This is a genomic window from Sorangium sp. So ce204, assembly GCF_051526795.1.
Taxonomy (GTDB): Bacteria; Myxococcota_A; Polyangia; order Polyangiales; family Polyangiaceae; genus Sorangium; species Sorangium cellulosum_B.
The window spans coordinates 10,780,500-10,804,413 of sequence record NZ_CP150317.1; the positions used below are offsets into that span (position 1 = coordinate 10,780,500).

Genomic DNA, 23,914 nt, shown 5'->3' on the forward strand with positions numbered 1-23,914 from the left:
GCCACGGTCGAGGCGATGTGTCTCAGGGGCGCGATCCCCTGGATCCGAGGGTGTGATGACGAGGAGCACGCGCGCGCGCTCGGCGCGGTTTGGCCCGGGCATTGCTGACATGGTCGAGCGCGGAGGAGAGGATACCGTGAAAACAGGGATTCGATCGCTGCTCCTGGGCAGCATGGTCATCGGTTGCGTCGGTGTGATCGGTTGCGGAGGCAGCAAGCCTCAGCCGGAGGGACCTGCCGAGAAGGCGGGCGAGGCCGTGGACGACGCCGCGCGCGACGTCAAGGACGAGGCCAAGGACGCCGCGGAGTCGACGGGCGACGCGGCCGAGAAGGCGGGTGACAAAGTCGAGGAGAAGACCGACTAGCGGCCACGAGCGATCTCGGGCCGTTCGCGCAGCGAGGGGCGAGCCGGTGCGCTCGCCCCTCGCTGCGCCTCGAACCGTAGCAAGGCTGGCCGGAGCGCCTCGCGCGCGAGATCGCCCCGGCCGGCGATGAACCCCGAACAACCCCGGCCGCGCCGAGGCGCGGCGCACCCTGGAGGCAGGAAGATGAAGGCGACGTCATTGCTCGAGAAGCAGCATCGCAAGGTGGAGTCCCTCTTCAAGCAGCTCGAGAGCGGCAGATCGGATCCGGCGCTCGTGCTCGCCGAGCTCGCCAACGAGCTCGCCGCGCACATGGCGATCGAGCAGGAGACGTTCTATCCCGCGGTGCAGCAGATCAAGGAGGACGTGATCCTCGAGAGCTTCGAGGAGCACGCCATCGCCGAGCTCGCGCTGAAGCGGCTGCTCTCGACCTCCCCGGACGATCTCTCGTTCAAGGCGCGCGTGACGACGCTGAAGGAGCTCATCCAGCACCACGTCGAGGAGGAGGAGAAGGAGCTCTTCCCGGCGGTCGAGAAGGCCGTGGACGAGAAGCGCCTCAGCGAGCTCGGCAGGTCGATGAAGGCGGAGTTCGAGCAGCGGCTGGCCGAGGGCTACGAGACGCTCCTGCCGGCGGGCTACAAGAAGACGTCCGCGGACCAGGCGAGCCACGCGATCCACGAGGGCCACGCGAACGGCGCGGCCCGGGCCTGACGAGGCCCGCTCGAGGAGAGAGGTCGCGCGGCGGTCCGGCGGTGAGACATGAAAGACGCGATCGGCTGGGTCAGCTCTGCCATCCTCGTGCTGACCATCGGCAATCAGGTCTACAAGCAGTGGAGGAGCAAGACGAGCCAGGGCATCTCGAGGTGGCTCTTCGTCGGCCAGCTGGCCGCGTCGTTCGGATTCGTCCTCTACAGCTGGATGCTCGAGAGCTGGGTCTTCGTGGCGACGAACTCGCTCATGGTCGCGAACGCGCTCGCCGGCGCGACGATCGTCTATCTCCAGCGGAGGCGCCGCGCGCCTCGGCCGGCGGAATCGGCGGAAGACGAGGCCAGGCCCCGGCGAGCGTTCAAGTTCCCACGGGCCGCGGGCCCGCGGGGGCGACCTCTGAGAGCCGGTCGTGGTGCGCTGGCTGTCTTATCTCGCACGAGTGGAATTCGAAGCAAACGAACACATATTCGTGCGACACGCGCGCTTCTCTCCGCACAGACACGCGGGAAGCCCGCCAATCGGGCCTGAACCGATCAAGCATGCAAAAGTGAAGCAGGATCGGTCGATGTTGAGCATGCGTCGAATGCCCCATAGAATCGACGGATGCTTAACCCTCGGACTCCTTCATGCGCCGTCGCGCTCGCCGCGACGTTCATCGGTGCTGTGCTGTCGGGCTGCGTCGGTGAGGTGGGCGACGGGTCGCTCGATGGCGAAGGCGGCGGGCCGTCGAGCGGCGCCGGCGTCGTGATCCACCCGGGAGACTCCGGCAGCGGGCCGAGCACCAGCAGCAGCGGCTCGGCCGCGGCGGGCACCGGCGGCTCGTCCGGCGCGGCGACCGGCGGCGCCGGCGGCTCGTCTGCCCAGGGCACGGGTGGCTCGGCGACGGCAGGCGCAGGCGGCTCGAGCGGCGAGGGCGCCGGCGGCGCCAGCAGCTCGTCTGCGCAGGGCGCCGGCGGCGCCGGCGGCGCTGGCGGCTCGGCCACGGCGGGCGCTGGCGGCTCGTCTGCCGAGGGCGCCGGCGGCTCCTCCACGCAGGGCGCTGGGGGCTCGGCCACGGCCTCGACCACGGCCGGCACCGGAGGCTCGAGCGGCGAGGGCTCCGGGAGCGGCGCAGGCGGCTCGGGCGGCGCCACGGGCGCGGCGCAGCTGTGCGTCGATACGATCAACCAGCACCGCGCCACGCTCGGCTTGCCGCCCCTCGCGCGCTGGGTCGAGGCGGAGTCGTGCTCCGATGAAGAGGCCGAGTCCGACGGGAACACCGGCGAGTTTCACGGCGCGTTCGGCCTTTGCAAGGAGAGCGCCCAGAACGAGTGCCCCGGGTGGGGAGGCCCGCCGGACGAGATGATCGTCCCGTGTTTGCAGCTCATGTGGGACGAGGGGCCGGGCGAGGATTTCGAGAAGCACGGCCACTACATCAACATGAGCAGCACCCGCTACACGAAGGTGGCTTGCGGGTTCCACACCTTCCCGGACGGCAGCGTCTGGGCGGTGCAGAACTTCCGGTGACGGGCGCGGCGAGCGCTCACGGATCTCATCCGTCGGGCGCCGTGCCCCCGCGGGCGCCGGCGGACTCATCTTCTCCCAGGACCGCCGCGCCCTCCTCGAGCTTGCCGGTGAGCCGCACGCGCGTCGCGCGGTGCACCCACACGTCGAACGCCTCCATCATGCGCCGCTCGATGGCCGCGCCCTCGAGCAGGCCGAGCGCGCGCGCGACGGCCTCCAGCGTCGACAGGGCGCCCTCGTGCGGCGCGCGGCGCAAGCCATAGCGGCTCGGCGCGCCCTCGGGCAGCGTGACCGGCTCGGCGCCGCGCGCGTCGGCGTCCCGGTGGACCGCACGGCGCGCCTGGTTCCAGTTGCCGTCAGGGACGAGCAGCACCACCGGCTCGCCGCTCGCGTCGTCGGGCGTGAGGGCGCGCGCCTCGGGCGACGGGAAGAGCACGAGCCGGCGGCCCTCCGGCAGCGGCGGGCGCGGCCGCGGCGCGATCTCGCCGCGCACGCGCACCTCCGCGCCCTCGAGCAGGCGCGCGACGAGCCGGCCCGTGTTGGTGCTCCGCGTGCGCTCGATCCGGTGGGTGAGCAGCACGACGCGCGTGCGCACGGCGAGCCGGGGCAGCGCGCCGCAGAGGCACATCGCCTGCGGCAAGCCGCAGCCGCGGCAGCGCGGCGTCCCGCGCGCGCGGATGGGGGGCAGATCGGGCGGCTGCAGCGGGAGAAACGTCATCGCGTCCGGGCCGGGCGTTCTCCCACGCGCAGGCCGCCCCGGTCAAACGGCCCCGCACCGGAGTGTGGGATCTCAGGGGAAATAACTCCAGGGCATCTGCGCCTGTCCGAGGGGAGCCGTCGACCTCGAAGGGAGCCGGAACACGCGCAGCACCTCCGAGACGAACGCCCCTGGATCCTGCGTGATGTAGAAGTGATCGCCAGCCATCACGCGCAGCTCGACCTGCCCTTCCAGCCAGTGCTTCCACGCCTCCACCTCGTCCTGGCGGGCCTCATCGTCGGCGGATCCGTGGAGCAGGAGGGTCGGCGTCCGGAGACGCCTGGTACAGCGGTCCAGCGCGAGGCGGTAGCTCTCCGAGGCGAGGAAATCGCCGCGCAGCATCGGCAGGAACACCTCTCTGAGCTGCGCGTCGGCGCGGAACTCCGCGGGACACCCTCCCAGGCGGATCAGCGCCTCGACGAACCCGTCATCATCGAGCGGGCTGAGCATGCGGCGTGGGATCAGATGGGGAGCGTGGCATGCGGACAGGACGAGGCCGGCTGGCGCACGGCCCCACGGCTCGAGCAAGCGGCAGGCTTCGAAAGCGATCTGCGCCCCCACGCTGTGGCCTATCAAGAGCCACTGGCCGCCGGGTGGCTCCGCGCACAGCTCGTGCGCCAGCTCGGACGCGCTGTGCTGAACGCTCTGCATGCCGGACTCGTGCAGACGATGGTCGCGCCCCGGGTAGGTCACGAGGGACGCCGAGACGTCCACCTGCGACAGCGCCTTCCAGCTGCGGAAGGCGCTATGGCTCCCACCACCGAAAGGGCACACGATCAGGTGCGGGCTGGACGGGGCAGACGCGCTCACGATGCGGCGCAAACTTCGGGCAGATCTGTTCATGGGTTCTCGGGTCGGTGTGGATGTCTCGAGGAACGATCGGCGTCTGAATCGAGGTCAAGCCGTCCACTAGAGTGACAAACGGGTTGAAGCCGCACGCAAACAGCGAGAAGTTGGGACGCCAGAAGACGCCCAGAGACGCCAGAAGACGCCAATATTTATTGTTTTTTTGGCGTCTTCTGGCGTCTTCTGGCGTCTTTGGGCGTCTTCTGGCGTCCTGGCGTCTCATTTCTCGCGTTTCCAAGCTGATCGCTGTTCTAGGTGCGCATGGCCGGCGAGGCGCCACAGACCTGCTTCGCCAGGGCCCGCTTGTTGACCTTTCCCACGCTCGTCTGCGGAAAGCTCTCCAGGACCTTCAAGCGATCGGGCAGCTTGAACGCAGCCACCCCCAGGCGGCTGAGGTAGGCGTTCACCTCGGCGAGCGTGGGCGCCTCGCCGCGCGCGATGATGCAGGCGCAGGTGCGCTCCCCCATCGTGGCGTCCGGGATGCCGACGATGGCGACGTCACGGATCGCCGGGTGAGCCAGGAGATGGTTCTCGAGCTCCTCGACCGGGACCTTCTCCCCTCCCCGGTTGATCACGTCCTTGCTCCGGCCCTCCACCACCAGATGCCCGCTGGCGAGCCGCCGCACAAGATCCCCGCTCCGGTAGAAGCCGTCGGCGGTGAACGCCCGGCGATTGTACTCCTCCGCGCGATAATATCCGCGGATTGTATAGGGACCGCGGACCTGCAGCTCACCGACCTCGCCGTCCGCCACCTCGACATCCGAGGCGTCGACGATCCTCACCTCGTCGTCCTCGGCGACCGGCCGGCCTTGCGTGTCGATCACGGCGGGCTCGGGGTCGTCGAGCCGCGTGAAGTTGAGCAGCCCTTCCGCCATGCCGTAGACCTGCTGCAGCCCGCAGCCGAGGACGGGTCGGACCCGCGCCGCCGTCTCGGCCTTGAGGCGAGCGCCTCCCGCCTGGATCCACCGCAAGCTGCTCAGATCGGCCCGCACCCACTCCGCCGCCTCGAGCCACAGCAGGACGAGCGGCGGGATGAGGGCTGTCACGGTGATCTTCTCCTGCTCGATCAGCCGAAACGCCGCCTCGGGGCTCGGGTCCTTGCAGAACACAACGGTTCCGCCGGCGTACAGGGCGCCGAGGGCGCCTGGGCACCCTAGCGCGAAGTTGTGCGCGATGGGGAGGCTCACCAGGTACCGGGTGCTCGCGTCCAGGCCCGTCACATCGGCGCTGAGGCGGACGTTGCAAACATAGTCGTCGTGGGTGCGCGGGATCAGCTTGGGAGCGCCGGTCGTGCCGCCCGACAGCAAGAGCAGGGCGACATCGCGCGCGTCCGGCCCGGCCATGATCTCCGGCGGCGCGTCCACCTCGGAGAGCGGCACGAACTCCTCTGCGTCGCCCGCCACGAGCACATGCCGGAGGCTGGCCACCCGCTTGCACACCGAGCGGGCGAGCGACCGGTAATCGAAGCCGACATGCAGGTCGGCGATCACATAGGCGACCGGCTGGGAGAGCTCTGCCAGATGCACGATCTCCGTCTCTCGATGCGCCGGCAGCGCCAGCACCGGGATGGCCCCGATCCGGAACAGCGCGAAGCACAGGGGCAGAAACTCGGCGATGTTGGGCAGCTGGACCAGGACGCGCTGCTCCTGCGCGATGCCGAGCCGGCGCAGCCCGGCGGCCATGCGATCCGCGCGCTCGTCGAGCTCCTGGTACGTCCAGCGACGCGCTCCGTCGACGACGGCCACGCGCGCCGGCGTCGCTCGGGCCCGCGTGCGCAGCATCTCGCCCAGGCGCTCGCCTCGCCAGTACCCCGCTTCCCGATAACGATCCACGAACTCGGCGGGCCAATCGACACATCCACTCAACATGGGAGCTCCCTCGCTTTCACCGACGTTCGTCGGCGCTCACTGTCCTGCGCTTCGATGCGCGCGGCCCGGGTCGGCGTCCGGGCGGGCGGGCAGCACGGCCGCGCCGTGCAGGAGGGTCGGGTCGAGATCGGCGGTCAGGCCGGCGATCTCGATGGCGCGGACCCCCGTGACCTCGGCGGGCTCGAGCGCGAACGTCGGGTCGTCACCGACGATCCGGCGCACCGCCTCTCGATGCTCGGCGCGGACCCCCATGCGCACCCGGCTGAGCCTCCTGGCCCCGTTCGGATGGCGGTTCTCTCCCGGATGTTGAGGTGGATCGTAGGGGGTCACGATGAACGGGAGACGATCGTTCGCCGGATAGGCAAACTTGAAGCGGATCTCCTGGCCATCGGGCTTCGTCCGCCGCCACCCGATGGCTCTGCCGACGGGGACCCCTGCCTCCCGCAGCGCGGCGAGCTCACGGTCGAGAGCGTGCGTGTCCACCACGACCGCCACGTCGCAGAAGCCCTCACCGTGCTCGGACCAGCGGATCATCCGCCGGCCCGAGCCGCGCCCGGCCATCAGCTCGATCGGCCACTTGAACCACCGCGCGCTGCGCGGCGTCGTGAGCAGCTCGACGATGGGGCCTTCCGTGAACCAGATGTGCGCGTGCTGGGCCTTTCGCTCGGGTGTCGCGTAGTCCACCTTGAACCCGAGCTCTCTGTAGTCGCGCACGGCTCGATGAATGTCGCGCACCCATACCAGGACGTGGCTGCAAGAAGTCGCCATGTTCATTTCTCCCGAGCGCCAGGCGCTCGATCAACGCGCGCCGCTCCCGGCCGCATCGACGGCCGCAGCGCGCGCCGCCGCACGCAGCTCGTCGAGAGGGAGCGGCTCCGGGGTCTCCGGACGGATGAGCTCGGGCATCCCGATCCGCTCCGTCAGATCACGCCACGCGAGCGACACGCCCAGGGCCCACTGGCCGCTGCGAATACGGCGGGCCGGGTCGGCGATGTCGCCGCACAGGTCCTGCAAGGCGACCACGACCGCGTCGGGCCACGTCCGCGCAAACACGTCGTGATAGCTGCGCGTGTGCTGGTCGCCCAGGATCGACGTGCTCTCCACGGCGAGGCGGTCGGTGCCGGGGCCGCTCATGATCAGGCGCCCGGTCGGGTCGCGCGGCGAGTGCAAGCGCGGATTCCAGAGGACGGGTCCGTGGGTGTCGGCCAGGGTCAGCACGCCGGCGTCGCATCCCAGCGAGATCCGGTGCATGAGCAGGGAGTGATTGTCGGGATCCTCGGGGTGGACCTGGTTCTGCACGCGGAGGGTCACGGGCACGCCGCCGAGGGTCGCGCCCAGGCTCTGGAACGGCTGGCCCGCGACCGGCGACGGCCGGCCTCCGCGCGGCGCGCATTCGGAGAACGACCACGGGCGCAAGTCGCCTGCGGCGCGGCCGATCACGTCGAGCAACGGATAGGCGACCTGGCTGTTGCAAGCGGCGTCGATGAACTGGATGCGCTGGCGCTTCCTGATGTACTCCGCCGCGGCGAGAAACTGCCGGATCGGGCGCACGTTCGGGTACAGCGTGTTGACCGCATACGCCGCGCCCCCCCGCTTCGCGGCCTTCAGGCACGCGGTGATCTCCGCGGCGTGCACGGGATGCTCCTGCAGCACGTGGATCCCGCGCTCGAGCAGCGCCGTGGCCAGATCCGAGCCTGGGCCGCCGGTCGCCCCCGAGCGCACCACCACGCAGGCGATGTCGATGTCGCCGGGGATGTCCTCCACCCTGGTGTAGAGCGGCGCTCCGTGGCGCTCGGCGCACTTCCTGGAGAACTCGCTGCCGCGCCCGAGCACGCCGGCGAGCGTGAATGACTCCTGCGCCGACGCGACCGCATCGAGGTAGATGCGCCCGAAGGCGGTGCCGGCGACGACGACGCGCTTCTTCTTGCCGCCGCCGGCGCTCACCAGGTCACCTGCATCGTCAGCGGGCCGCGGAAGAACGTCGCGGTCTTCCACTGGACGTCGGCGTGGAGGCGCAGATCCGGCAAGCGGGTCACGAGCGCTCTCAGCGCTTCCTGGAGCTCGACCCGGGCCAGCGACGCGCCGATGCAATAATGCATCCCACAACCGAACGCGAAATGCGCCCGCGCGTCCCGATCGAAGTCGAGCCGGTGTGGATCGGAGAACTTGCGGGGGTCGTGGTTGGCCGCGCCGACCGACGCAAACACGGGCTCACCCGCGCGCACCAGCGTGTCGCCCACCTGGACGTCCTCGGCGGCGTAGTGCGGAAACATCGCGGCGGACGCGACCGGCACGAAGCGGAGCAGCTCCTCGACCGCCTGCGCCACGAGGCCGGGATCCGACCTGAGGCGCGCGAGCTGCTCCTGATGGGTCAGGAGCGTGTGGATGAAGTTCGGGATCTGCGAGGACGTGGCCTCGTATCCCGCGATCAGGATGGCGATGCAGAGCTGGACCAGCTCGCGCTCGTTCAGGCGGTCGTCCACGTCGTGGGCCTCGATGAGCGCGCTCATCAGGTCGTCGCCCGGCTCGGCCCGGCGTAGGCGGATCAGCCCCATGATGTACTGGGATAGTTCGCCGAGGTTCCGCTGCGTCTGCTCCGCGGTCTGCGTGTTGGTCGAGAGCAGAGAGTCGTTCCACTCCTTGAACCTGGACTGATCCGCCACCGGAACGCCCAGGAGCTCGCAGATCACGGACATCGGGATCGGCAGCGCGTAGTCCCGCACGAGATCGGCAGGGGGGCCTTTGGCCACCATCCTGTCGATCAGCTCGTTGGCGAGGTCGCGGACGTGCGGGCGCAGCTGCTCCACGCGCCGGTTGGTGAACGCCTGGGTGACCAGGTTGCGGATGCGGGTCAGCTCGGGCGGGTCCATCATGACGATCCCGCCGGCGATGCGCGGGAGCGCCCTCGGGGCGTCCGCGCGCTTCGTGGCCTCCTCGCGGCTGAACCGCCGGTCGGACAGCACGAAGCGGACGTCCTCGTAGCGGGTCGCGAGCCACGCCGGCTCGCCGTAAGGCAGCTTGACCTTGAGCAGCCCCGGCGTTTGCTGAGCGCGGGAGTACGCAGAGGCGAGCGCGATGCCGTCGAAGAGATTGAACGGATACTGGATGGGGGGATTCGTCGCGGTGGTCATTGCGTTCGTCCTTGTGATGCCGCCGTGGAAAGCGGGCGGGAATCGAAGCGCCGGCGGCGCGCGGCCCAGTCCCGCAGCCGCTCGCGGTCGAGGGCGCCGCCTGCGGCGAGCGGCAGCTCATCCACGATCTCGATGCTGGCGAAGGCGCCCAGGCGCTCGCCGAGATGCTCGGAGAGGCGCTCCGAGGTCAGCAGCGCCCGATCCATCTTGGTCCGGGCCGCGAACACACGATGGCCGAGCCGCTCCAGCGGGTGGCCGTCCCGGGGCAGCCCGAGGACGCGCTGGAGGCCAGCGCCGTCCAGCGCCGCGTTCCACTGAGGCAGCGTGAGGAACGTCGACTCCGTCTCGGCCCTGCCGTCGCTGGCGTCGTCCAGCATGAAGGCCTGGGAGGCCATGACCCAGAACTCCTCGACCGTGGGCTCGGTCAGGACGAGCCAGCCGCCGGGGCCGAGCAGCTCGTTGAGCCAGCGGAGGGAGGCATCCGTGTTCCGCGCGGCGTTGAGCACGCCCCCGCCGATGATCACGTCGAACGAGCTCGGGACGAAGCCCTGTTCTCTCGGCGCGACGTTGATGTCGTAGAGGCCGAAGCGCACGCACCGGTGCCCCGTGAGCCGCGGGGCGGCCTGATCGAGGAAGTACCTGGAGACGTCGGTGTAGAGGTAGTCGACCTCGGCGCCCGAGAGCTCCGGCAGGAGCGACTCGGAGGTCGCCCCCGTGCCGGCGCCGACCTCGAGCAGCCGTATCGGCCGCTGCCCGGGCCATTCCCTGGCAATCCTGCTCACGAGGAGACCGACGGCGCGGTGCTGGTACCGGGCGGCGATGCTCTCGCGATACAAGGCCCTGGCGAGGTCGGTGCGCCCTTCCGGGAACAACAGGTGGACGGCCCGCACCGCGCCGGAGATCAGGTCGGGCAATCGGTCGGCGTTGCGGACCGCGTAGTCGATCGTGCCGGCCGCGCCGACCGTGGCCAGCCATTCTCCCTTCAGCTCGTCCCATGCGCGCGCCAGCGCGGCGTCCGAGAAGACGCAGACCGGGCCCACGGCGCTCAGCCGATCTCCGTCCCGGCGCAGCAGCTTCTGCTCCGTGAGCACCCTGAGCCAGCGGCGGATGAGCGGCCGGTGCGCGGCGGCGACCCGCGCCCGCGCGAGCACCTCGTCCACGGTGTGGGCGGCGGCCGTGTCGGTAAAAAGGCCGCTGCGGCCAAGCGCGTTGAGCATCGACAGCAGCGCTGTCTGCCCCAGCCGCTCCACGGCCGCGATCGCCCGGTTCAGGTCGGTCTTGGCGAGCTCGGCGTCCAGCGCGGCGGTCGCCTTGGCGATCAGGCGCTGTCCGCTCGCGTCCCCGTCGGCATCGTCGCTGGCACGCTTCGCGGGGACGGCAAAGATCGCCCAGCCGCCGCCGTCGGAGGGGATCACCGCCGCCGCCGCCACGCCCGGATGGCTCATCACGAGCTCCGCGATGCGCGCCGCTTCTTGCTCGGCTCTGCGCAGCTCGCGCTCCACGGGCACGAGCCCGGCTTCCCCGGCGATCCTGTCCACGAGCTCTGCGCCGAAGACGCGCCGCACGGCCGCGGACGACTCGGCGGAGAGCGCTCCACCGGCGCCAGCGCCGGCGTCGTACACGATGCGCCGCAGCGCCCCGAGGTCGGCGAGCGCGGCCGCCGGGTGGGCCAGGAGGCTGCGCAGCAGCGTCGCTGACACGATCGCGCAGTCCGGGGCCGCTCGCTCGAGGAACGAGAGGGCCTTGGCCGGGCTCGCGGCGCTCGCGGCGCTCACGTCGACCGCGTGATGGTGGACGGCGGCGCCGGCGCTCCAGCTCGCGAACACCGCATCCCCGCCGAACCCGGCCAGCGGCGAGAGCACCGCCGTGCGCGCAGGCGAAGGGCCGATCGCGTCGCGCAGGGCAGCCACCGATTCGCAGAACACCGCTCTCGACCACACGAACGATCCGCGAACCACGGAGAACGGCGCGTCGTCCGCCAGGCGGGGCTCGCAGGCGCTCGCCCCGTCGAGCGAGGACAGGTCGGCGTCCGTGATCTTCAGGACATCGCCGCCGTCGCTCGCCAGCGGCTCGGCGGAGAACCGCGCGCCGAGCAGCATGGCGGCCAGCCGGACCGACAGGGCCTGAGGCCTGTCTCCGGCGCTCCAGCTCAGCGTGCGGCCCGCGGCGGCCCCGCGCTGGCGCAGCGCCGTGACAGCGCGGTACGTCGCGTCGAGCACCGCTGCTCCTGTCCACTCGCGCCCGCTCGACACCAGCGCCGCCCGGCTCCCGAGGCGCTCCAGCCCATCGATGATCTGTCTCACGGTCATGGCACCTCCTCGGGTGGTCGTCAGCAGGCGGTGGCGAAGAACAGGTGCTGGCCTGCCACGGCCAGGGGTAATTCGAGCGAAGGAAGGACGAACCGCGGCACGAAGGCCGCGGCCAGGAGCTCCTCATTCCAGCCGGGCGCGTCGATGAACACCTGATCGGTCCCGGCGCGCCGGTCCTCGCTGCCGAGCGGCGGCGAGCCGGCCGCAGGAGACAGCAGGAACTGCATCGCCGTCAGGATCGCGCAGTTCTCTCGTGTGGAGTCCGTGAAGACGAGCCACCCGCCGGGGGCGAGCGCGCGGCGGATGCGGCGCAGCGTCCGGCCCGTATGCGCGGCGTTGTGGAGGACATTGCCCGCGAGCACGACGTCCGCCGCGTGCGGCTCCACCCCCTGCGCCGTGAAATCGATGTTGATGTCGAGCACGGCAGCGCGCACCCCGCGATGGCGGCCGAACCGCTCCTGCGCCGCGGCCGTGAACGCGCGCGCGATGTCGGTGAACAGGTAGTCGATCGGCGCGCCGTCGAGGGCCCGCAGCGCGGCTGTCGTGGTGAGCCCGGCGCCTCCGCCGAGCTCGAGCACGCGCAGCGGCCGGTGCCGCAGCTCCGCGCAGCGGCGCACGAGGTGAGCGCCTGCGGCGCTCAGGTAAGCGGTGAAGACGTTGTCCTGGTAGGCGGCGAGGTCGGAGAGGTCCTGCCGCTCGCGAAACAAGAGCTGCTGAATCGAGAGATCGTCGCGCACGAGCGCGTGCAGGCGGAGCAGCGCGGCCTTATGGACTTCCGCCATCGCGGGCGGGAAGCCGAGCGCGGCATACGCGTCGGGCAGGTCGGCGGCCGCGCCGGCGTCCCGCAGGGCCCGTCGCCACGCGTACTTATCCGCCACGTTGCTGAGCACACCGTGGTCGCGCAGCGCGGCGAGCCACCGCCGGACGAGCCATGCGTGCCGCGGCGCCGCGCCCAGCGCCGAGACGATCTCCTCCGCGGTGCGCGCTTCGCCTCCGGGATGCACGGCGCCGCTCGCTACGAGCAGCTCCCCGATGGCCCGCAGGCTGATCGCCTCGAGTCGCTGCATCGCCCCCGGGAGGTGCGCCAGGGCGTCCCTCCCCGGCGCGGGCTCCAGCAGCCGAGTGAGCCTCAGGCCCGCCTCGTGTGTCTCGCCGGCCGACGGAACGCCGGGCGCCTCACCGCCGGCGTCGTCGGCGGCGGCCTCCACGGCCGCGGCGGCCAGATCCGCGGCGGGGACGGCCTCCGCGTCGGCGCGCGCCAGCGCCGAGCCGAGCGCGGCGAGGATGTCGTGCCGGAGGCGGCACAACGTGAGCTGAACCTGAGCCTCGCTGGCGGCTGCGCCTGGGCTCTCGATGGCATTGGCAAACGCCGTCAGCTCGCCGCGGGTCGCGCGCAGCCAGCTCAGGGTCTCGCGCTCGGCCGGCGCGTCCGTTCCGCCGAGCAGCACGCCAGACCCCGTGGCGTGTGCGGTCCAGAGGACGTCGCCGTGAACCCCGGTCAACCTCAGCTCGCCGGCGTCGCTGCCCAGGGCGAGCTCGACGAGCATCTGCGCCTCTGACGACACCTCGTTGCGCACGCGCAGGACGATGGGAACCCCCGCGAGGCTGCCTCCGAGCACGACAAGCCCGCTCCCGAGCGGCGCCGGCTCACGGATCTGCCAGGGGCGCAGGGCGCCGAGCGCGTCTCCCAGGAGGCGGAGCAGCGCCTGGATCGACGCTCTCGTGCAGGTCGCCGCGACGTACCTGACCGGCGTGCGCGCGCGCAACACCTGCGCTGCGCCGAGGAGCCGCCGGGATGCCGGCGTGGCAGAGGCGACCGCTGCCACCCGGAAGGCAGCTCGGGAGAGGCGCGCTTGCCGCAGGCACGTCGCGAGCTCATCGTGCTCGAGCGGCGCCTCCGCCAGCACGGCGCTGCCCCGCCCCAGGAGGTCGACGGCGCGCTCGGTCACCGGCACCCCGTGCCCGGTCGACGCTACCCAGCAGCTCACGCCGGCGCCGAGGGGCGCCTGATCCGGCCGGGTCCACAGCGGTATCCTGGCCTGATCGGCGAACCTCCGGGCGCCCTCGCCATCGTCGGCGAGCTGGCCGATGAGGCGGAAGCGCCCGTTCAGCCGCTGGAGCGCGGCCAGGTGCAGAGGACCGAACCCGGCGCCGCACAGCACGAGAGGCATCCCGGCGGTCACAGGGAGCCCTCCTCGGTAGCGCCGAGCGCGTCGATCGACGTATCCAGCAGATCGAGCGCTGTCACCGCGCCGCTCTCGCGAAGGCGACCGACCGTCGACAGGGGCTCGAGCGCCGCCGCGGCGAAGTGGCGCCCTGCGGGCACCTGGCCCTGGTCCACCGCCAGCGTGGCGAGCGCGGCCAGGGTCCCTGTGAGCTCGGCGTTGCGCCGCCCGCGCATGACCAGCGTGCGCGTGACCGGGGCGCCGTCTCGCAGGCCGTCGAGCTGCGCGACGAGGAGGACGTGAGGCTCGCGTCCAGCGAGGTCGAGCAAGCTGGCCCGGCATAACGCCGCGACCGCCTCGCGGCGTTCGAGGCTGCGCGCGCGGTCGAAGGCCGTGAGGATGTGCTGGCCTGTGATGACCGTATACCACTCTCCTCGAACGAGCCGGAGCGACGCCGCGAGCCGCTCCCCTTCGGTGTTGAGGTAAGGCAGCAAGGTCGCCGGACCGGGGAAGAACGGGACTTCCACGTTGCGCGCCCGGGTCAGCACCCCGGAGCGACGTCCCTCTCGCCATGCCGCGAGCGGCTCGCTCACCCCGTCCGTGGCCGCCTGGAGGTAGTCGTCCGCGGCGACCTCGGTGAAGCGGTCCAGCACGCCGAAATAGCTGCGCATGCCGTGGACCTGGCTGAAAGCCCGCTGCGCCGCCCATCGCGGCAAGAGCGCCGTGAGGCCAGGCTGCAGCCCCGCAGAGAGCACGGCCACGCGCCCGCGCGTGCGGTACGCCTCGTCGTCCAGGAGCGCGTACAGCGCATCATCGCCGGCGGCGTCCACGTAGTCGGCGCCTGCTTCCACGGCTGCCCTCGCCGCGCGGTCCGCGATGGCGTGAGATGGACCTGCGCAGTTGAGCACGATCCGACAACCACCGACGAAGCGGCGCAACGACGCGTCGTCCCGGAAATCGACCGCCTGGTGCTCGACCGCTCCCACGGACAGCTCCTTCGCGAAGCGACGGGCCGCATCGAGGTTTCGCCCGCCGATCCGCAGCGGCCCGACGCCGAGCGACGCGAGCCGCCGGACCGCTTGCGCGCCGACGTCGCCATAACCTCCCAAGATGCCGATCGTCATCCCGCAGCCTCCACCAGCCGCCATCCGTGGGCGCGGCGGCGCTCGTTCCAGAACGCCGTGTACCGCCCGTTGCGCGCCAGGAGCTCCTGATGCGTTCCCGCCTCGACGATGCGGCCGCCGTCGAGCACGAGGATCTGATCCGCGGACACGATGGTCGGCAGCCGGTGCGCGATGACCAGCAGGGTCGACCGGTGCATCAGCGTCCGCATCGCGCTCTGGATGTAACGCTCGTTCTCCGGGTCGAGCGCCGCCGTCGCCTCGTCCAGCAGCACGATGGGAGCGTCCTTGAGCACGGCTCGGGCGACCGACACCCGCTGGCGCTCCCCGCCGGACAGCGACGCTCCGCCCTCGCCGACCCGGGTCTTCAGGCCCTGCGGCAGGCGCCCGATGATCTCTTCCACGCCGGCCAGGCGGGCGGCCTCGCGCACCTCCGCGTCCGTGGCGTCCAGCCGGCCCACCCGGATGTTCGCCTCCAGCGTGTCATCGAACAGATAGACGTCCTGCATGACCAGCGACAGCTGCGCCATCAGGTCTTCCGTGGAGAGCTCGCGGACATCCACGCCGCCCACCCGCACCGAGCCCGCGTCGACATCGAAGAAGCGCGCGATCAGCCGTGTTATCGTGGTCTTCCCCGAGCCGGATGCCCCGATGATCGCCGTCATCGTCCTCGGCGCTATCCGGAAGGACACGTCACGGAGCACGGGAGCGCCCGGCTGATAGCCGAACACGGCATCGCAGAGCTCGATCTCCCCCGGCGCCGCGACGGGCCTGGAGCGCTCCGGCTCGGGCAGCGGCGCCTCGTCGAAGATGGCGGACAGCCGCTCCAGATCGTTGCCCGCCATCCGCAAGAGCCCGCTCCGCCCCGCGGCCTCGGCCAGCGGCCCCACGAACCTGGCGGCCAGCGCCAGCAGCGCGACGAGCTCGATCGGATCGATCGACCGATCGAGCGCGCGCACCACGCCGACAGCGATCAGCGCGGCGAACGCGAGCTGCACCGACAGACCGCCCGCGAGCAACCTGGGGAAGGTCTGGCGCAGCATCGACCCGCCCGCGGCGCGCTGCCCATCGATCGCCTCCTCGAGCGGCGCATAACCCCCCGTGGCCCGGCCGAAGGCGCGAAGCACCTGCTGGTTGCGCGCGAACTCGACGACCCGGTTGCTGGCGAGCGCCCCCGCGGCGTCGACCTGCTCCTCGGTTCGGCCGATCCACGCCGACGACCAGCGGTGCGTCAGGTAGATCAGCGGCGTGCAAGCGATGGCCGTCAACCCGAGCTGCCAGTCGAAGAACAGCATGGCGACCGCGATCGTCGCGGGCGTCAGGATGCCGCTCACCACCGGGGTCAGGAGGTGGGCGAACACGTTGGTGACCATCATGGTGCCGCCCGTCGCGCTCCGTGAGAGACGGCCGACCTTCTCCGAGGAGAACCAGCCGATCGGCAGGCGGGCGACGTGGTTGCCGAGCCGGTCGTGCAGCGTGGTCAGGACGACCAGCGCGAGCGCGAAGCCCTTCATCGTCTGCTGGTAACGGGCCACGCACGTCACCGCGACGACCGCGGCAAGGAGGAGCAGCCAGCGCAGCGCCTCGCCCAGGTCCCCGCCGAGCAGCGCCTTGAGGACCGGGACGAGGAACGCCATCGCCACCCCCTGAACGACGGAGTAGACGATGAGCCAGCCGAAATAGACGTGCAGCGCCCTTGCGTGCTGCGGTCCCAGGATCTTGGTCAGCTGCCGGATCATGAGGCTTCACCCACCGCTGCAGCGGCAGCCGCCATGTCGCCCTCGGCGTGAGCGCGCCACATCCTGGCGTAGAGCCCGTCCGCGGCGAGCAGCGCGGAGTGCGTGCCGCGCTCGCGCACGCGGCCCTCGTCGAGAACGACGATCTGGTCGACGCCGGTGATCGTCGCCAGCCGGTGGGCGATGACGATCACGGTGCGCCCGCGCGCGACCGCGGACAGCGCGTCCTGGATCTGCGCTTCTGACTCCGGATCCGCGTGCGCCGTCGCCTCGTCCAGGATCAGCACCGCGGTGTCCGCGAGCAGCGTGCGCGCGATGGACAGCCGCTGCGCCTCGCCGCCGGACAGGATGGCGTCCTCGCCGATCACCGACCGATATCCCCTGGGAAGCGCGACGAGCCGGTCGTGGATCTGCGCGGCGCGCGCGGCGGCGACGACCTCTGCGTCGCTGGCCTCGGGCCGGCCGAGGCGCAGGTTGTCGGCGACCGTTCCATGGACCAGCTGGACGTCCTGCAGAACGAAGCCGACGTTCCGGTACAGCACGTCCGGCGCGATGTTCCGTATATCGACGCCGCCGAGCAGGACAGCGCCGCCGGTCACGTCATAAAACCGGGGCACCAGCTTTGCCAGCGTGGACTTCCCCGCGCCCGAGGTCCCGACCAGCGCGGTCACCGTGCCAGGCCTGCAAGCGAAGCTCACGTCGGAGAGCACGCTCCTCGAGCCGTCGTAGCTGAACGAGACGTGATCGAACTGCACCCCCGCCCCGCGCGGCGCCTCTGGCGTCGTCGTGATGGGCAATGACGGCTCGTCGAGCAGCGAGGCCACGCGCTCCGCCGCCGCCACGGCCTTGCGCTGGGCCGTGAGCCCCTGGTTCAGCGTGAGCACCGTCTGCGGGATGACCACGGCGACAAGGGTCTCGGCGAGCAGGTCGATGGGGCTCACCCAGCCCTCCCGGATGAACCAGGCGCCGACCGTCAGGCTCACCAGCATGATCACGGGCACCGACAGGGCCATCGAGGTCAGCGCCTCGAGCCGGAGCAGCGGCCGCACCCAGCCGGCGTACCGGTCGCTGAAATCGCTGACGGCGCGCTGGTAGCTCTGGTGAGCGCGGCCCGTCTGGCCGAACGCCTTCACGACCGCGATGCCGTGCACGAACTCGACGATCGCGGCGCTCACCCTGGCGAAGCTCGCGTCGAGCTGCATCATCTTCTCGGCGAAGCCCCGCATCATCCATGCGTAAGCGACGATGTAGATGGGCAGCGTGGCGATCGCGAGCAGCGCCAGCCGAACGTCCAGCCAGAACAGGTACAGGAGGCCGCCGAGCGGAAGGACGATGGCCGAGACGAGCTCGACATCGTGGTGCGCGACGAGATGGTGCAGGTCCTCCAGGTCGTCCTGGACCGCTTTGCGGACCACCCCTGACGTCTTGTCGGAATACCACCCCAGCGGCACCTCGCCCAGCTTGCGCACCAGCGCGCGCCGCAGGATGGCCTGAAGCCGATGGTCGGCCAGGTGGGTCACCCACAGCGCCGTTCCGGTGCATGTCCATCCGACGCCGAGGCCGACAACGATGATCAGCGCGACAGAGGCCACCTTCGCGCTGTCGATCGGGCCTGACGCGACCAGGATCCGCGCGAGCTCGGCGATACCGATGAACGGGACGAGGGTCGTCAGCGCCCCGACGCCGCCCAGGAAGATCCCGAGCCGCGTCAGCCCTGCTATCGGGCGGCGCAGCTCGCGGAGCGCCCCGTCCTTCTGCCGATTCTCTCGATGCTCTCTCATGTGTGGCGCAACGATACCGCGAGGTGCTCGGCCACGACATTCACATGCGGCGGCTCGATGACGCTGAAATGGTTGCCGGGCACGTCGATCAGCTTGAACTCGCCGAGGCAGACGCCTTCCCAGAACGGCGCCGTCAGGTGCCCGACGCCCGCGGTGATGCCGAAGGATTGCTCCTCGTCGCACCGCAAGAACGTCATATCGCCGACGTACGGCTCGGGATCGAACCGCGCGGCGCGCATGCTGTGCCTGCAGGTCCGGAACAGCGCCGGGATGAGCTCGGGTCCGACGGGCACCCCGGCCTGGGCGGCCGCCGCCTTCGCATAGCTGGCCAGGCGCTCGTCCTGACTGCGCGCGGACTGCCTGCGCACGGCGGCGGCGACCGATTCCAGCCCGGGGTCTCCGCCGAGCCTGGCCATTGCGCCGGCCGGAATCTTGCGATCGTACTCGACCATCAGCTTCTCGATGGCGCGGTACACGTCGGCGCTGTCGACGTCGTCGCCGAAGACGGCCTTCACCGGATCCAGGTTCAGATTCGGCGCGAAGATCGCCTCGAACGCGAGCTCTTCGTCGGTCTCGATGAACATGGGGATGCTGTCGACGAGCGCCAGGTCCACCGACATCCCGCGCTCGAGCAGCCGCCGGGCCACCTCGGTGGCGAGCAGCCCGCCGAGGCAGTAGCCGATGAGCTGAAACCGCGTGAAGCCTTCATCGATGAGCCGCTGCGCGTAATCGTCGGACACGCGCGCGACGAGCTCCTTCGGGGGAATGGCGAGGTACAGCTCGGGGTCGGCGACAGCGAAGCCCAGGACGGGCCCCAGGTTCTGGGCGGCGAGCGCCCGCCCCAGGTGCTGGAAGTAATCCATGGTGCCCAGCGCCGCGTGGAACATCACCCGCGCCGGCCCGTCCCCGCCGCCGAACGAGAGGATCAACGAATTGCTGCCCTCCCGGCGCTGCGCGACCTGCGCGGTCTTGCCGCCGCTGGAGGAAGCCTCCGCGCCCGGCCCAGCGCCGCTCGGCGCGTGCGCGGCGCCGTCTTGCCTGCGCAGCGCGCGCGCAAGCGCGTCGACGGTCGGCTCGTTGAGCATCTGCCGCAGGAGCGTGTCGTAGGCGAACGGCGCGGCTTCCGGCACCTCCTCGCGCAGTCGCCCTGCCACCCTGGCGAGGATCAGCGAGTCGGCGCCGCGGTCGTAGAAGTTCTCGCCCTTGCCGATCCGCGCGATGCCGAGCGCGCTCGCCCAGAGCGCACACAGCCGGCTCTCCAGCTCGTCCAGCGTCGCATCGGCCTCCTTCCCGGCGCTGTCGATGAACGCCGCGGGCCGCAGGGCGGCGAGCGCCTTGCGGTCGACTTTGCCGTTCGCCGTGAGCGGCAGCCGGTCGACGACCTGCAGATGCGCAGGCACCATGTGCGCTGGCAGCCGCTGCCCGAGGAAGCTCGTGAGCTCGTCGGTCCCGACCCGGGCCCGGTCGGTCTTGAAGCGCGCAGCGAACATGTGCATGCCACAGGCCGCCATCGGATGGTCGTCGTCCGGCAGGCGGAGCACCAGCTCACCGCCGCTCTTCGCGATCAGGCCTTGCCACTGCTCGGTGGACAGGAACTTGGTGGTGCCGCGCTCCCGGTCCGCGCCCGAGGGGTCCATCATGAAGCCCTGGGTGAGCAGGACGTGCGGGTGATCGGCGGTAGGCTCGGTGAACACGAGCCACCCCGACGGCCCGAGCAGCTCCACCGCCGCCGCCACCGCGGCTTCGACGTTGCGGGTGCTGTTCAGCATTCCGGCGCACAGCACGACGTCCGCGGAGCTCGGCAGCAAGCCCTGGGCGCGGTAATCCTCGTTCAGATCGAGCTGCCCGAACCGGACCCACGGGCGCTCCCGGAACCGCTCGCGCGCGTCGGCCAGGAAGAACGCCGTCAGGTCCGTGAACAGGTAGTCGACGTCATGGCCGTCGAGCATCGGGAGGACAACGCCGGTGGTGGCCCCCGTGCCGGCGCCGATCTCGATCACCCGCAGGGGGGCGCCGTCCGTATGCGCCGCGGCGATCCGGTACAGGAGCGCCGCGACCGCGTGGTTGTTGTAACGCGCGATCGCGTCGTCGCGGTACACCGAGAGCGCCACGTCGTGCTTCCCTTGCGGGAACAGCAGCTCGAACGGGTTCTGCTGGTTCTCGAGCAAGGCGTGCAGCCGCTCCACGTGCGCTCTGTGGTACTGGACGAACTCGGGCGTACACAGCCCGGACGACGACGAAAGCTCCTCGAACCGCCGCCAGGCGTCGTGGACCGCCGTCGCGCCGGCGCCCCTGCGCTGCGCGTAACGGCGGCTGTCCTCGTGGTACGTGAGCCATCCCGCCTCTGAAAGGAGCCCCAGCCAGCGACGAACGAGCCAGTGATGGCGGTCGTGGACGCGCGCCTCGCGCAGGATCTCCTCGGCCGAGTGCGTGTCGCGCGGACCGGCGAAGAGCCCGCGCTCGGAAAGCGCGTTCATCATGGACGCGAACGAGGCGTCGCGCAGCGCTCGGGTCGCCTCGCTCACCTGGGCCGCGGTCACGCCGCTGACCTCCTTGTCGGCGAACTGCCGCGCCGCAGACACGAGGCGAGCCTGCGACGTGGCCAGATCCTCGTCCGCAGGCGCGCCGCGCCGCGCGAGCTCGACGAAGCCGAGCAGCGTGCGATCCGTGGGGTCCTTGCCGGCCACCACGGCCGCGGCGGCGCCGACCGCCGGATGCGCGAGCAGCGCGGCCTCGATCTCGCCGAGCTCGATCCGGTGCCCGCGGATCTTGACCTGGCTGTCCTCGCGTCCGAGGAACTCGATGGATCCGCCGGGGAGATAGCGCCCGAGATCTCCGGTCCTGTAAAGGCGCTGTCCATCGACGGGATGGTCGAAGAAGCGCGCTGCCGTGAGCTCCGGATCGCCCAGGTACCCCGCCGCAAGGCCGTGCCCGGTGATGTACAGCTCTCCAGGGACCCACACCGGCGCGTCGCGGAGCGACGCGTCGAGGACGCGGAAGCCCTGGTTGGCGAGCGGCACCCCGTAGGGGATGCTCGTCCACGCCGGGTCGACGCGCTCGATGCGATGGTAATTCGACCAGATGGCCGCCTCGGTCGCGCCCCCGAGCCCGATGAGCGTCAGGTCAGGAATGAACCGGCGGATCTGGTCGGGCAGCGTGACCGGGATCCAGTCGCCGGACAGCAGCGCCATGCGCAACGAGCGAACCGCGACAGGCTCTGTCTGCAGGTAGCTCGCCAGCATCTGGAGCTGCGCAGGCACGGAGTTCCACAGGGTCACCTCATGCTTCACGAGGAGATCCGCCCAGTGGGAGGGATCGGCGCCGCGGTCGGGATCCGGGAGCACGAGCGTCCCGCCGAGGGCGAGCGTGCCGAAGATGTCGTACACGGACAGGTCGAAGCCGAGCTGGGCGAGGCCCAGCACCCGGTCCGATCCGGTCACCCCGAAGCGACGGTGGATGTCGTCGATGGTGTTCAGCGCCGCCCGGTGGGTGATCATGACCCCCTTCGGATCACCCGTGGAGCCGGAGGTGTAGATCACGTACGCCAGCGCGTCGGGGTCGCCCACCGGCGCTTCGGGGAAGGCCTGCGCAGGCGCCTGCGTGTCCACGTCGATCACCCGCAGGCCGTCCGGCAGCTTGGCCGCCGCGGAGATCCACGACTGGGTCAGGACCTGTCGCACCGCCGCGTTCGACAGCACCTTCTCGATGCGCAGCCGTGGCTGCGTGGCGTCCAGCGGCAGATAGGCCGCGCCCGCGAGCAGCACGCCCAGCACCGCGACGATCTGCTCGATCCCCTTGGTCATGACGACGGCGACGCGGTCGCCCGCGGTACAGCCGCCGTCTCGCAGCGCCTCTGCGACCGAGGCCGCCCTCAGCGCGAGGTCGCGGTACGTCAAGCTGCCCGCGTGGCCGATCACCGCCACCGCGCCGGGGTCGCGGGCGGCCTGCTCCCAAAACCCTCGGTGCAAGAGGGAGTCCGGCAGCGGACAGCCTGTCTGATTGACCCGCTCGCGCTCCTGCGCCTGCCATCCGGGCAACGCGACCGGCTCGACGGCGTCCCATGCCTCGGAGCGCTCCGCGAGATCCTCCAGCAGCCGCTGCAGCGCGCCGAACATGTCGTCGATGAGGCCGTCCGGGAAGATGCCCTGACGCACGTCCCAGTTGACCTCGAGCCCGTCGGCGTCATCCATGACCTGACAATCGAGGTAGACCTGCGGGGTCTGCGTGACGCCATGGCCGAAGCGCCGGCCGCTCGTGGGTCGGCGCCGCGCGCCGAGGCCGATGGCGCTGGTGAAGACGACCGGCATCAGCGCGGCTTCCCGCCCGCGCCGGCGGGTCATCTCGCGCAGCACCTCGACCCCCGTGAACAGCCGGTGATCGAGATCGGCGAACATCTGATCGCCGAGCCGCGCAGCCCATTCCTTGAAGCTGCGCCCGGACGCCGCCTGCACGTCCAGGAGGCTGACCGACGTGAAGTCTCCGACGATCCGGTCGACGTGCGGGTGCAGCGGCAGGCGGTTGAGCAGCGTGAGGTTGAGGCTGAACCGCTGGCGGCGGCTCCAGCGCTGCAGCACCGCCGCATAGGCGCCCAGCACGGCGATCGAGGCCGTGAGACCTCGCTCGCCGGCGCGCTGGCGGAGGCGCTCCCAGCGCTCGGCGGACAGGCGGCCGTGGTGTCGGCGGAAGCGCACGGGCCCGGCTTCCGCGGCCGATGGAAGCGCCGGGAGCTCGGGCGCGGGGGGCAGATCGTTGACGCGCGAGAGCCAGTACTGGCGGTCACGCTGGTAACGCCCTGTCTCGCGCAGCCGCCGCTCCGCGAAGATGTAATCGCGAAAGCGGAGGTCCAGCGGTCGCAGCTCGTCGCTGCGGCCGGCGAGGAGGAGGTCGAGCTCCTCGAAGAAGATCCCGGCGCTCGCCCAGTCGGCAATCAGCGAGTCGAGCGAGAAGTGCACGACATCGCCGCCGCTGGTGCGGGTATGCCGCAGCTCGAACAGCGGCCATGCGGTGGTCTCGTACATCCGGTGGTCCATCTCGGCGCGGATGCCGCATAACGCGCGCTCCACCTCGGCGGCGGGCGCGCCGCGGAGGTCAGTCGACCGGATGGGGTACCGGGGTACCGCGGGCAGGACGCGCTGGTAGCCGTCCTGCTCGATGACGGCGCGCAGCATCTCATGCCGCTCGATCAGCAGGTTCCAGGCGTCGGCGAGGCGCGCGGGGTCGAGCTCTGGATACGTCACCTCCAGGTACCCGTGGCAGGCGACACCGCCGTAACCGAAGGAGCTCTGGCGCCCCAGCAGGTAGGCCGCCTGCACGTCGGTGAGCGGGAACGGCTCATGACGCCCCTGCTCGTCGGCGGCGACGACCACCCCCTGGTTTGCCGCCAGAAAATCGATGATCTGCGCCTTGTGCGCGCGCAGCACCGTCATCCTGTCTTCCGTGAGCAACCCCTTGGGCGCACGGAACCGGAGCTGCCCCGATTCCGCCCACAGATCGACCCCCAGCGTCTTCAGCTCTTCGATGATCCCGGCAACGGGCATGGACGTAAGCTCCTGTAGCTTGTTGACGACGAGCGTCACATCAGACGATGAACTCACCGGCGAAGCGCTCTCCCGCGCGCCGGCTCCGGCG

15 protein-coding genes are annotated in these 23,914 nt (G+C 71.0%); 3 read left to right on the forward strand and 12 right to left on the reverse strand.

Annotated elements, in window-relative coordinates; all coding sequences use genetic code 11:
- Positions 1-136: 136 nt before the first annotated feature.
- From WMF22_RS40490 to WMF22_RS40500, 3 genes are all read left to right on the forward strand, one after another.
- Complete coding sequence (locus WMF22_RS40490; RefSeq protein ID WP_437295283.1) at positions 137-364, forward strand: hypothetical protein; 228 nt, start codon at positions 137-139, stop codon at positions 362-364.
- Between the two features lie 183 nt (positions 365-547).
- Positions 548-1,072, forward strand: coding sequence for a hemerythrin domain-containing protein (locus WMF22_RS40495; protein ID WP_437295284.1), 525 nt, complete (start codon positions 548-550; stop codon positions 1,070-1,072).
- Positions 1,073-1,672: 600 nt separating this feature from the next.
- Positions 1,673-2,575, forward strand: coding sequence for a CAP domain-containing protein (locus tag WMF22_RS40500; RefSeq protein ID WP_438033195.1), 903 nt, complete (start codon positions 1,673-1,675; stop codon positions 2,573-2,575).
- A 25-nt stretch (positions 2,576-2,600) separates the two neighbouring features.
- Here the strand turns inward: WMF22_RS40500 and WMF22_RS40505 are convergent, their stop codons facing one another.
- From WMF22_RS40505 to WMF22_RS40560, 12 genes are all read right to left on the reverse strand, one after another.
- On the reverse strand, positions 2,601-3,290 hold the full coding sequence (locus WMF22_RS40505; protein WP_437295287.1) for a tRNA-uridine aminocarboxypropyltransferase: 690 nt from the start codon (positions 3,288-3,290) through the stop codon (positions 2,601-2,603).
- A gap of 72 nt (positions 3,291-3,362) precedes the next feature.
- Complete coding sequence (locus WMF22_RS40510) at positions 3,363-4,139, reverse strand: thioesterase II family protein (protein ID WP_438033196.1); 777 nt, start codon at positions 4,137-4,139, stop codon at positions 3,363-3,365.
- Between the two features lie 287 nt (positions 4,140-4,426).
- Complete coding sequence (locus tag WMF22_RS40515; protein WP_438033197.1) at positions 4,427-6,043, reverse strand: (2,3-dihydroxybenzoyl)adenylate synthase; 1,617 nt, start codon at positions 6,041-6,043, stop codon at positions 4,427-4,429.
- A gap of 36 nt (positions 6,044-6,079) precedes the next feature.
- Positions 6,080-6,811: a VOC family protein gene (locus WMF22_RS40520; RefSeq protein WP_438033198.1), complete on the reverse strand. Its 732-nt coding sequence runs from the start codon at positions 6,809-6,811 to the stop codon at positions 6,080-6,082.
- A 30-nt stretch (positions 6,812-6,841) separates the two neighbouring features.
- Positions 6,842-7,987, reverse strand: coding sequence for a Gfo/Idh/MocA family oxidoreductase (locus WMF22_RS40525; protein ID WP_438033199.1), 1,146 nt, complete (start codon positions 7,985-7,987; stop codon positions 6,842-6,844).
- Positions 7,984-9,174, reverse strand: a complete 1,191-nt coding sequence (locus WMF22_RS40530; RefSeq protein WP_438033200.1) for a cytochrome P450 — start codon at positions 9,172-9,174, stop codon at positions 7,984-7,986. The genes WMF22_RS40525 and WMF22_RS40530 overlap by 4 nt, the downstream gene beginning before the upstream one ends.
- The gene (locus WMF22_RS40535) at positions 9,171-11,483 is read right to left on the reverse strand and encodes a methyltransferase (RefSeq protein WP_438033201.1); all 2,313 of its coding nucleotides are present in this window, start codon (positions 11,481-11,483) and stop codon (positions 9,171-9,173) included. Before WMF22_RS40535 ends, WMF22_RS40530 begins: the two co-directional genes overlap by 4 nt.
- Positions 11,484-11,503: 20 nt before the next feature.
- Complete coding sequence (locus WMF22_RS40540; RefSeq protein WP_438033202.1) at positions 11,504-13,666, reverse strand: methyltransferase; 2,163 nt, start codon at positions 13,664-13,666, stop codon at positions 11,504-11,506.
- Positions 13,663-14,772, reverse strand: coding sequence for a saccharopine dehydrogenase NADP-binding domain-containing protein (locus tag WMF22_RS40545; protein ID WP_438033203.1), 1,110 nt, complete (start codon positions 14,770-14,772; stop codon positions 13,663-13,665). The genes WMF22_RS40540 and WMF22_RS40545 overlap by 4 nt, the downstream gene beginning before the upstream one ends.
- On the reverse strand, positions 14,769-16,508 hold the full coding sequence (locus tag WMF22_RS40550) for an ABC transporter ATP-binding protein (RefSeq protein WP_437295296.1): 1,740 nt from the start codon (positions 16,506-16,508) through the stop codon (positions 14,769-14,771). The genes WMF22_RS40545 and WMF22_RS40550 overlap by 4 nt, the downstream gene beginning before the upstream one ends.
- Entirely contained in the window at positions 16,505-18,286 is a 1,782-nt protein-coding gene (locus tag WMF22_RS40555) for an ABC transporter ATP-binding protein (RefSeq protein ID WP_438033204.1), read from the reverse strand. The genes WMF22_RS40550 and WMF22_RS40555 overlap by 4 nt, the downstream gene beginning before the upstream one ends.
- Positions 18,283-23,823, reverse strand: a complete 5,541-nt coding sequence (locus WMF22_RS40560) for an amino acid adenylation domain-containing protein (protein ID WP_438033205.1) — start codon at positions 23,821-23,823, stop codon at positions 18,283-18,285. The genes WMF22_RS40555 and WMF22_RS40560 overlap by 4 nt, the downstream gene beginning before the upstream one ends.
- Between the last annotated feature and the right edge of the window lie 91 nt (positions 23,824-23,914).

Coding starts and splice junctions, on each gene's coding strand:
- WMF22_RS40495 (WP_437295284.1), top strand. CDS start 548: ATGAAGGCGACGTCATTGCTCGAGAAGCAGCATCGCAAGGTGGAGTCC.
- WMF22_RS40500 (WP_438033195.1), top strand. CDS start 1,673: ATGCTTAACCCTCGGACTCCTTCATGCGCCGTCGCGCTCGCCGCGACG.
- WMF22_RS40505 (WP_437295287.1), bottom strand. CDS start 3,290: ATGACGTTTCTCCCGCTGCAGCCGCCCGATCTGCCCCCCATCCGCGCG.
- WMF22_RS40515 (WP_438033197.1), bottom strand. CDS start 6,043: ATGTTGAGTGGATGTGTCGATTGGCCCGCCGAGTTCGTGGATCGTTAT.
- WMF22_RS40520 (WP_438033198.1), bottom strand. CDS start 6,811: ATGGCGACTTCTTGCAGCCACGTCCTGGTATGGGTGCGCGACATTCAT.
- WMF22_RS40530 (WP_438033200.1), bottom strand. CDS start 9,174: ATGACCACCGCGACGAATCCCCCCATCCAGTATCCGTTCAATCTCTTC.
- WMF22_RS40535 (WP_438033201.1), bottom strand. CDS start 11,483: ATGACCGTGAGACAGATCATCGATGGGCTGGAGCGCCTCGGGAGCCGG.
- WMF22_RS40545 (WP_438033203.1), bottom strand. CDS start 14,772: ATGACGATCGGCATCTTGGGAGGTTATGGCGACGTCGGCGCGCAAGCG.
- WMF22_RS40550 (WP_437295296.1), bottom strand. CDS start 16,508: ATGATCCGGCAGCTGACCAAGATCCTGGGACCGCAGCACGCAAGGGCG.
- WMF22_RS40555 (WP_438033204.1), bottom strand. CDS start 18,286: ATGAGAGAGCATCGAGAGAATCGGCAGAAGGACGGGGCGCTCCGCGAG.
- WMF22_RS40560 (WP_438033205.1), bottom strand. CDS start 23,823: ATGCCCGTTGCCGGGATCATCGAAGAGCTGAAGACGCTGGGGGTCGAT.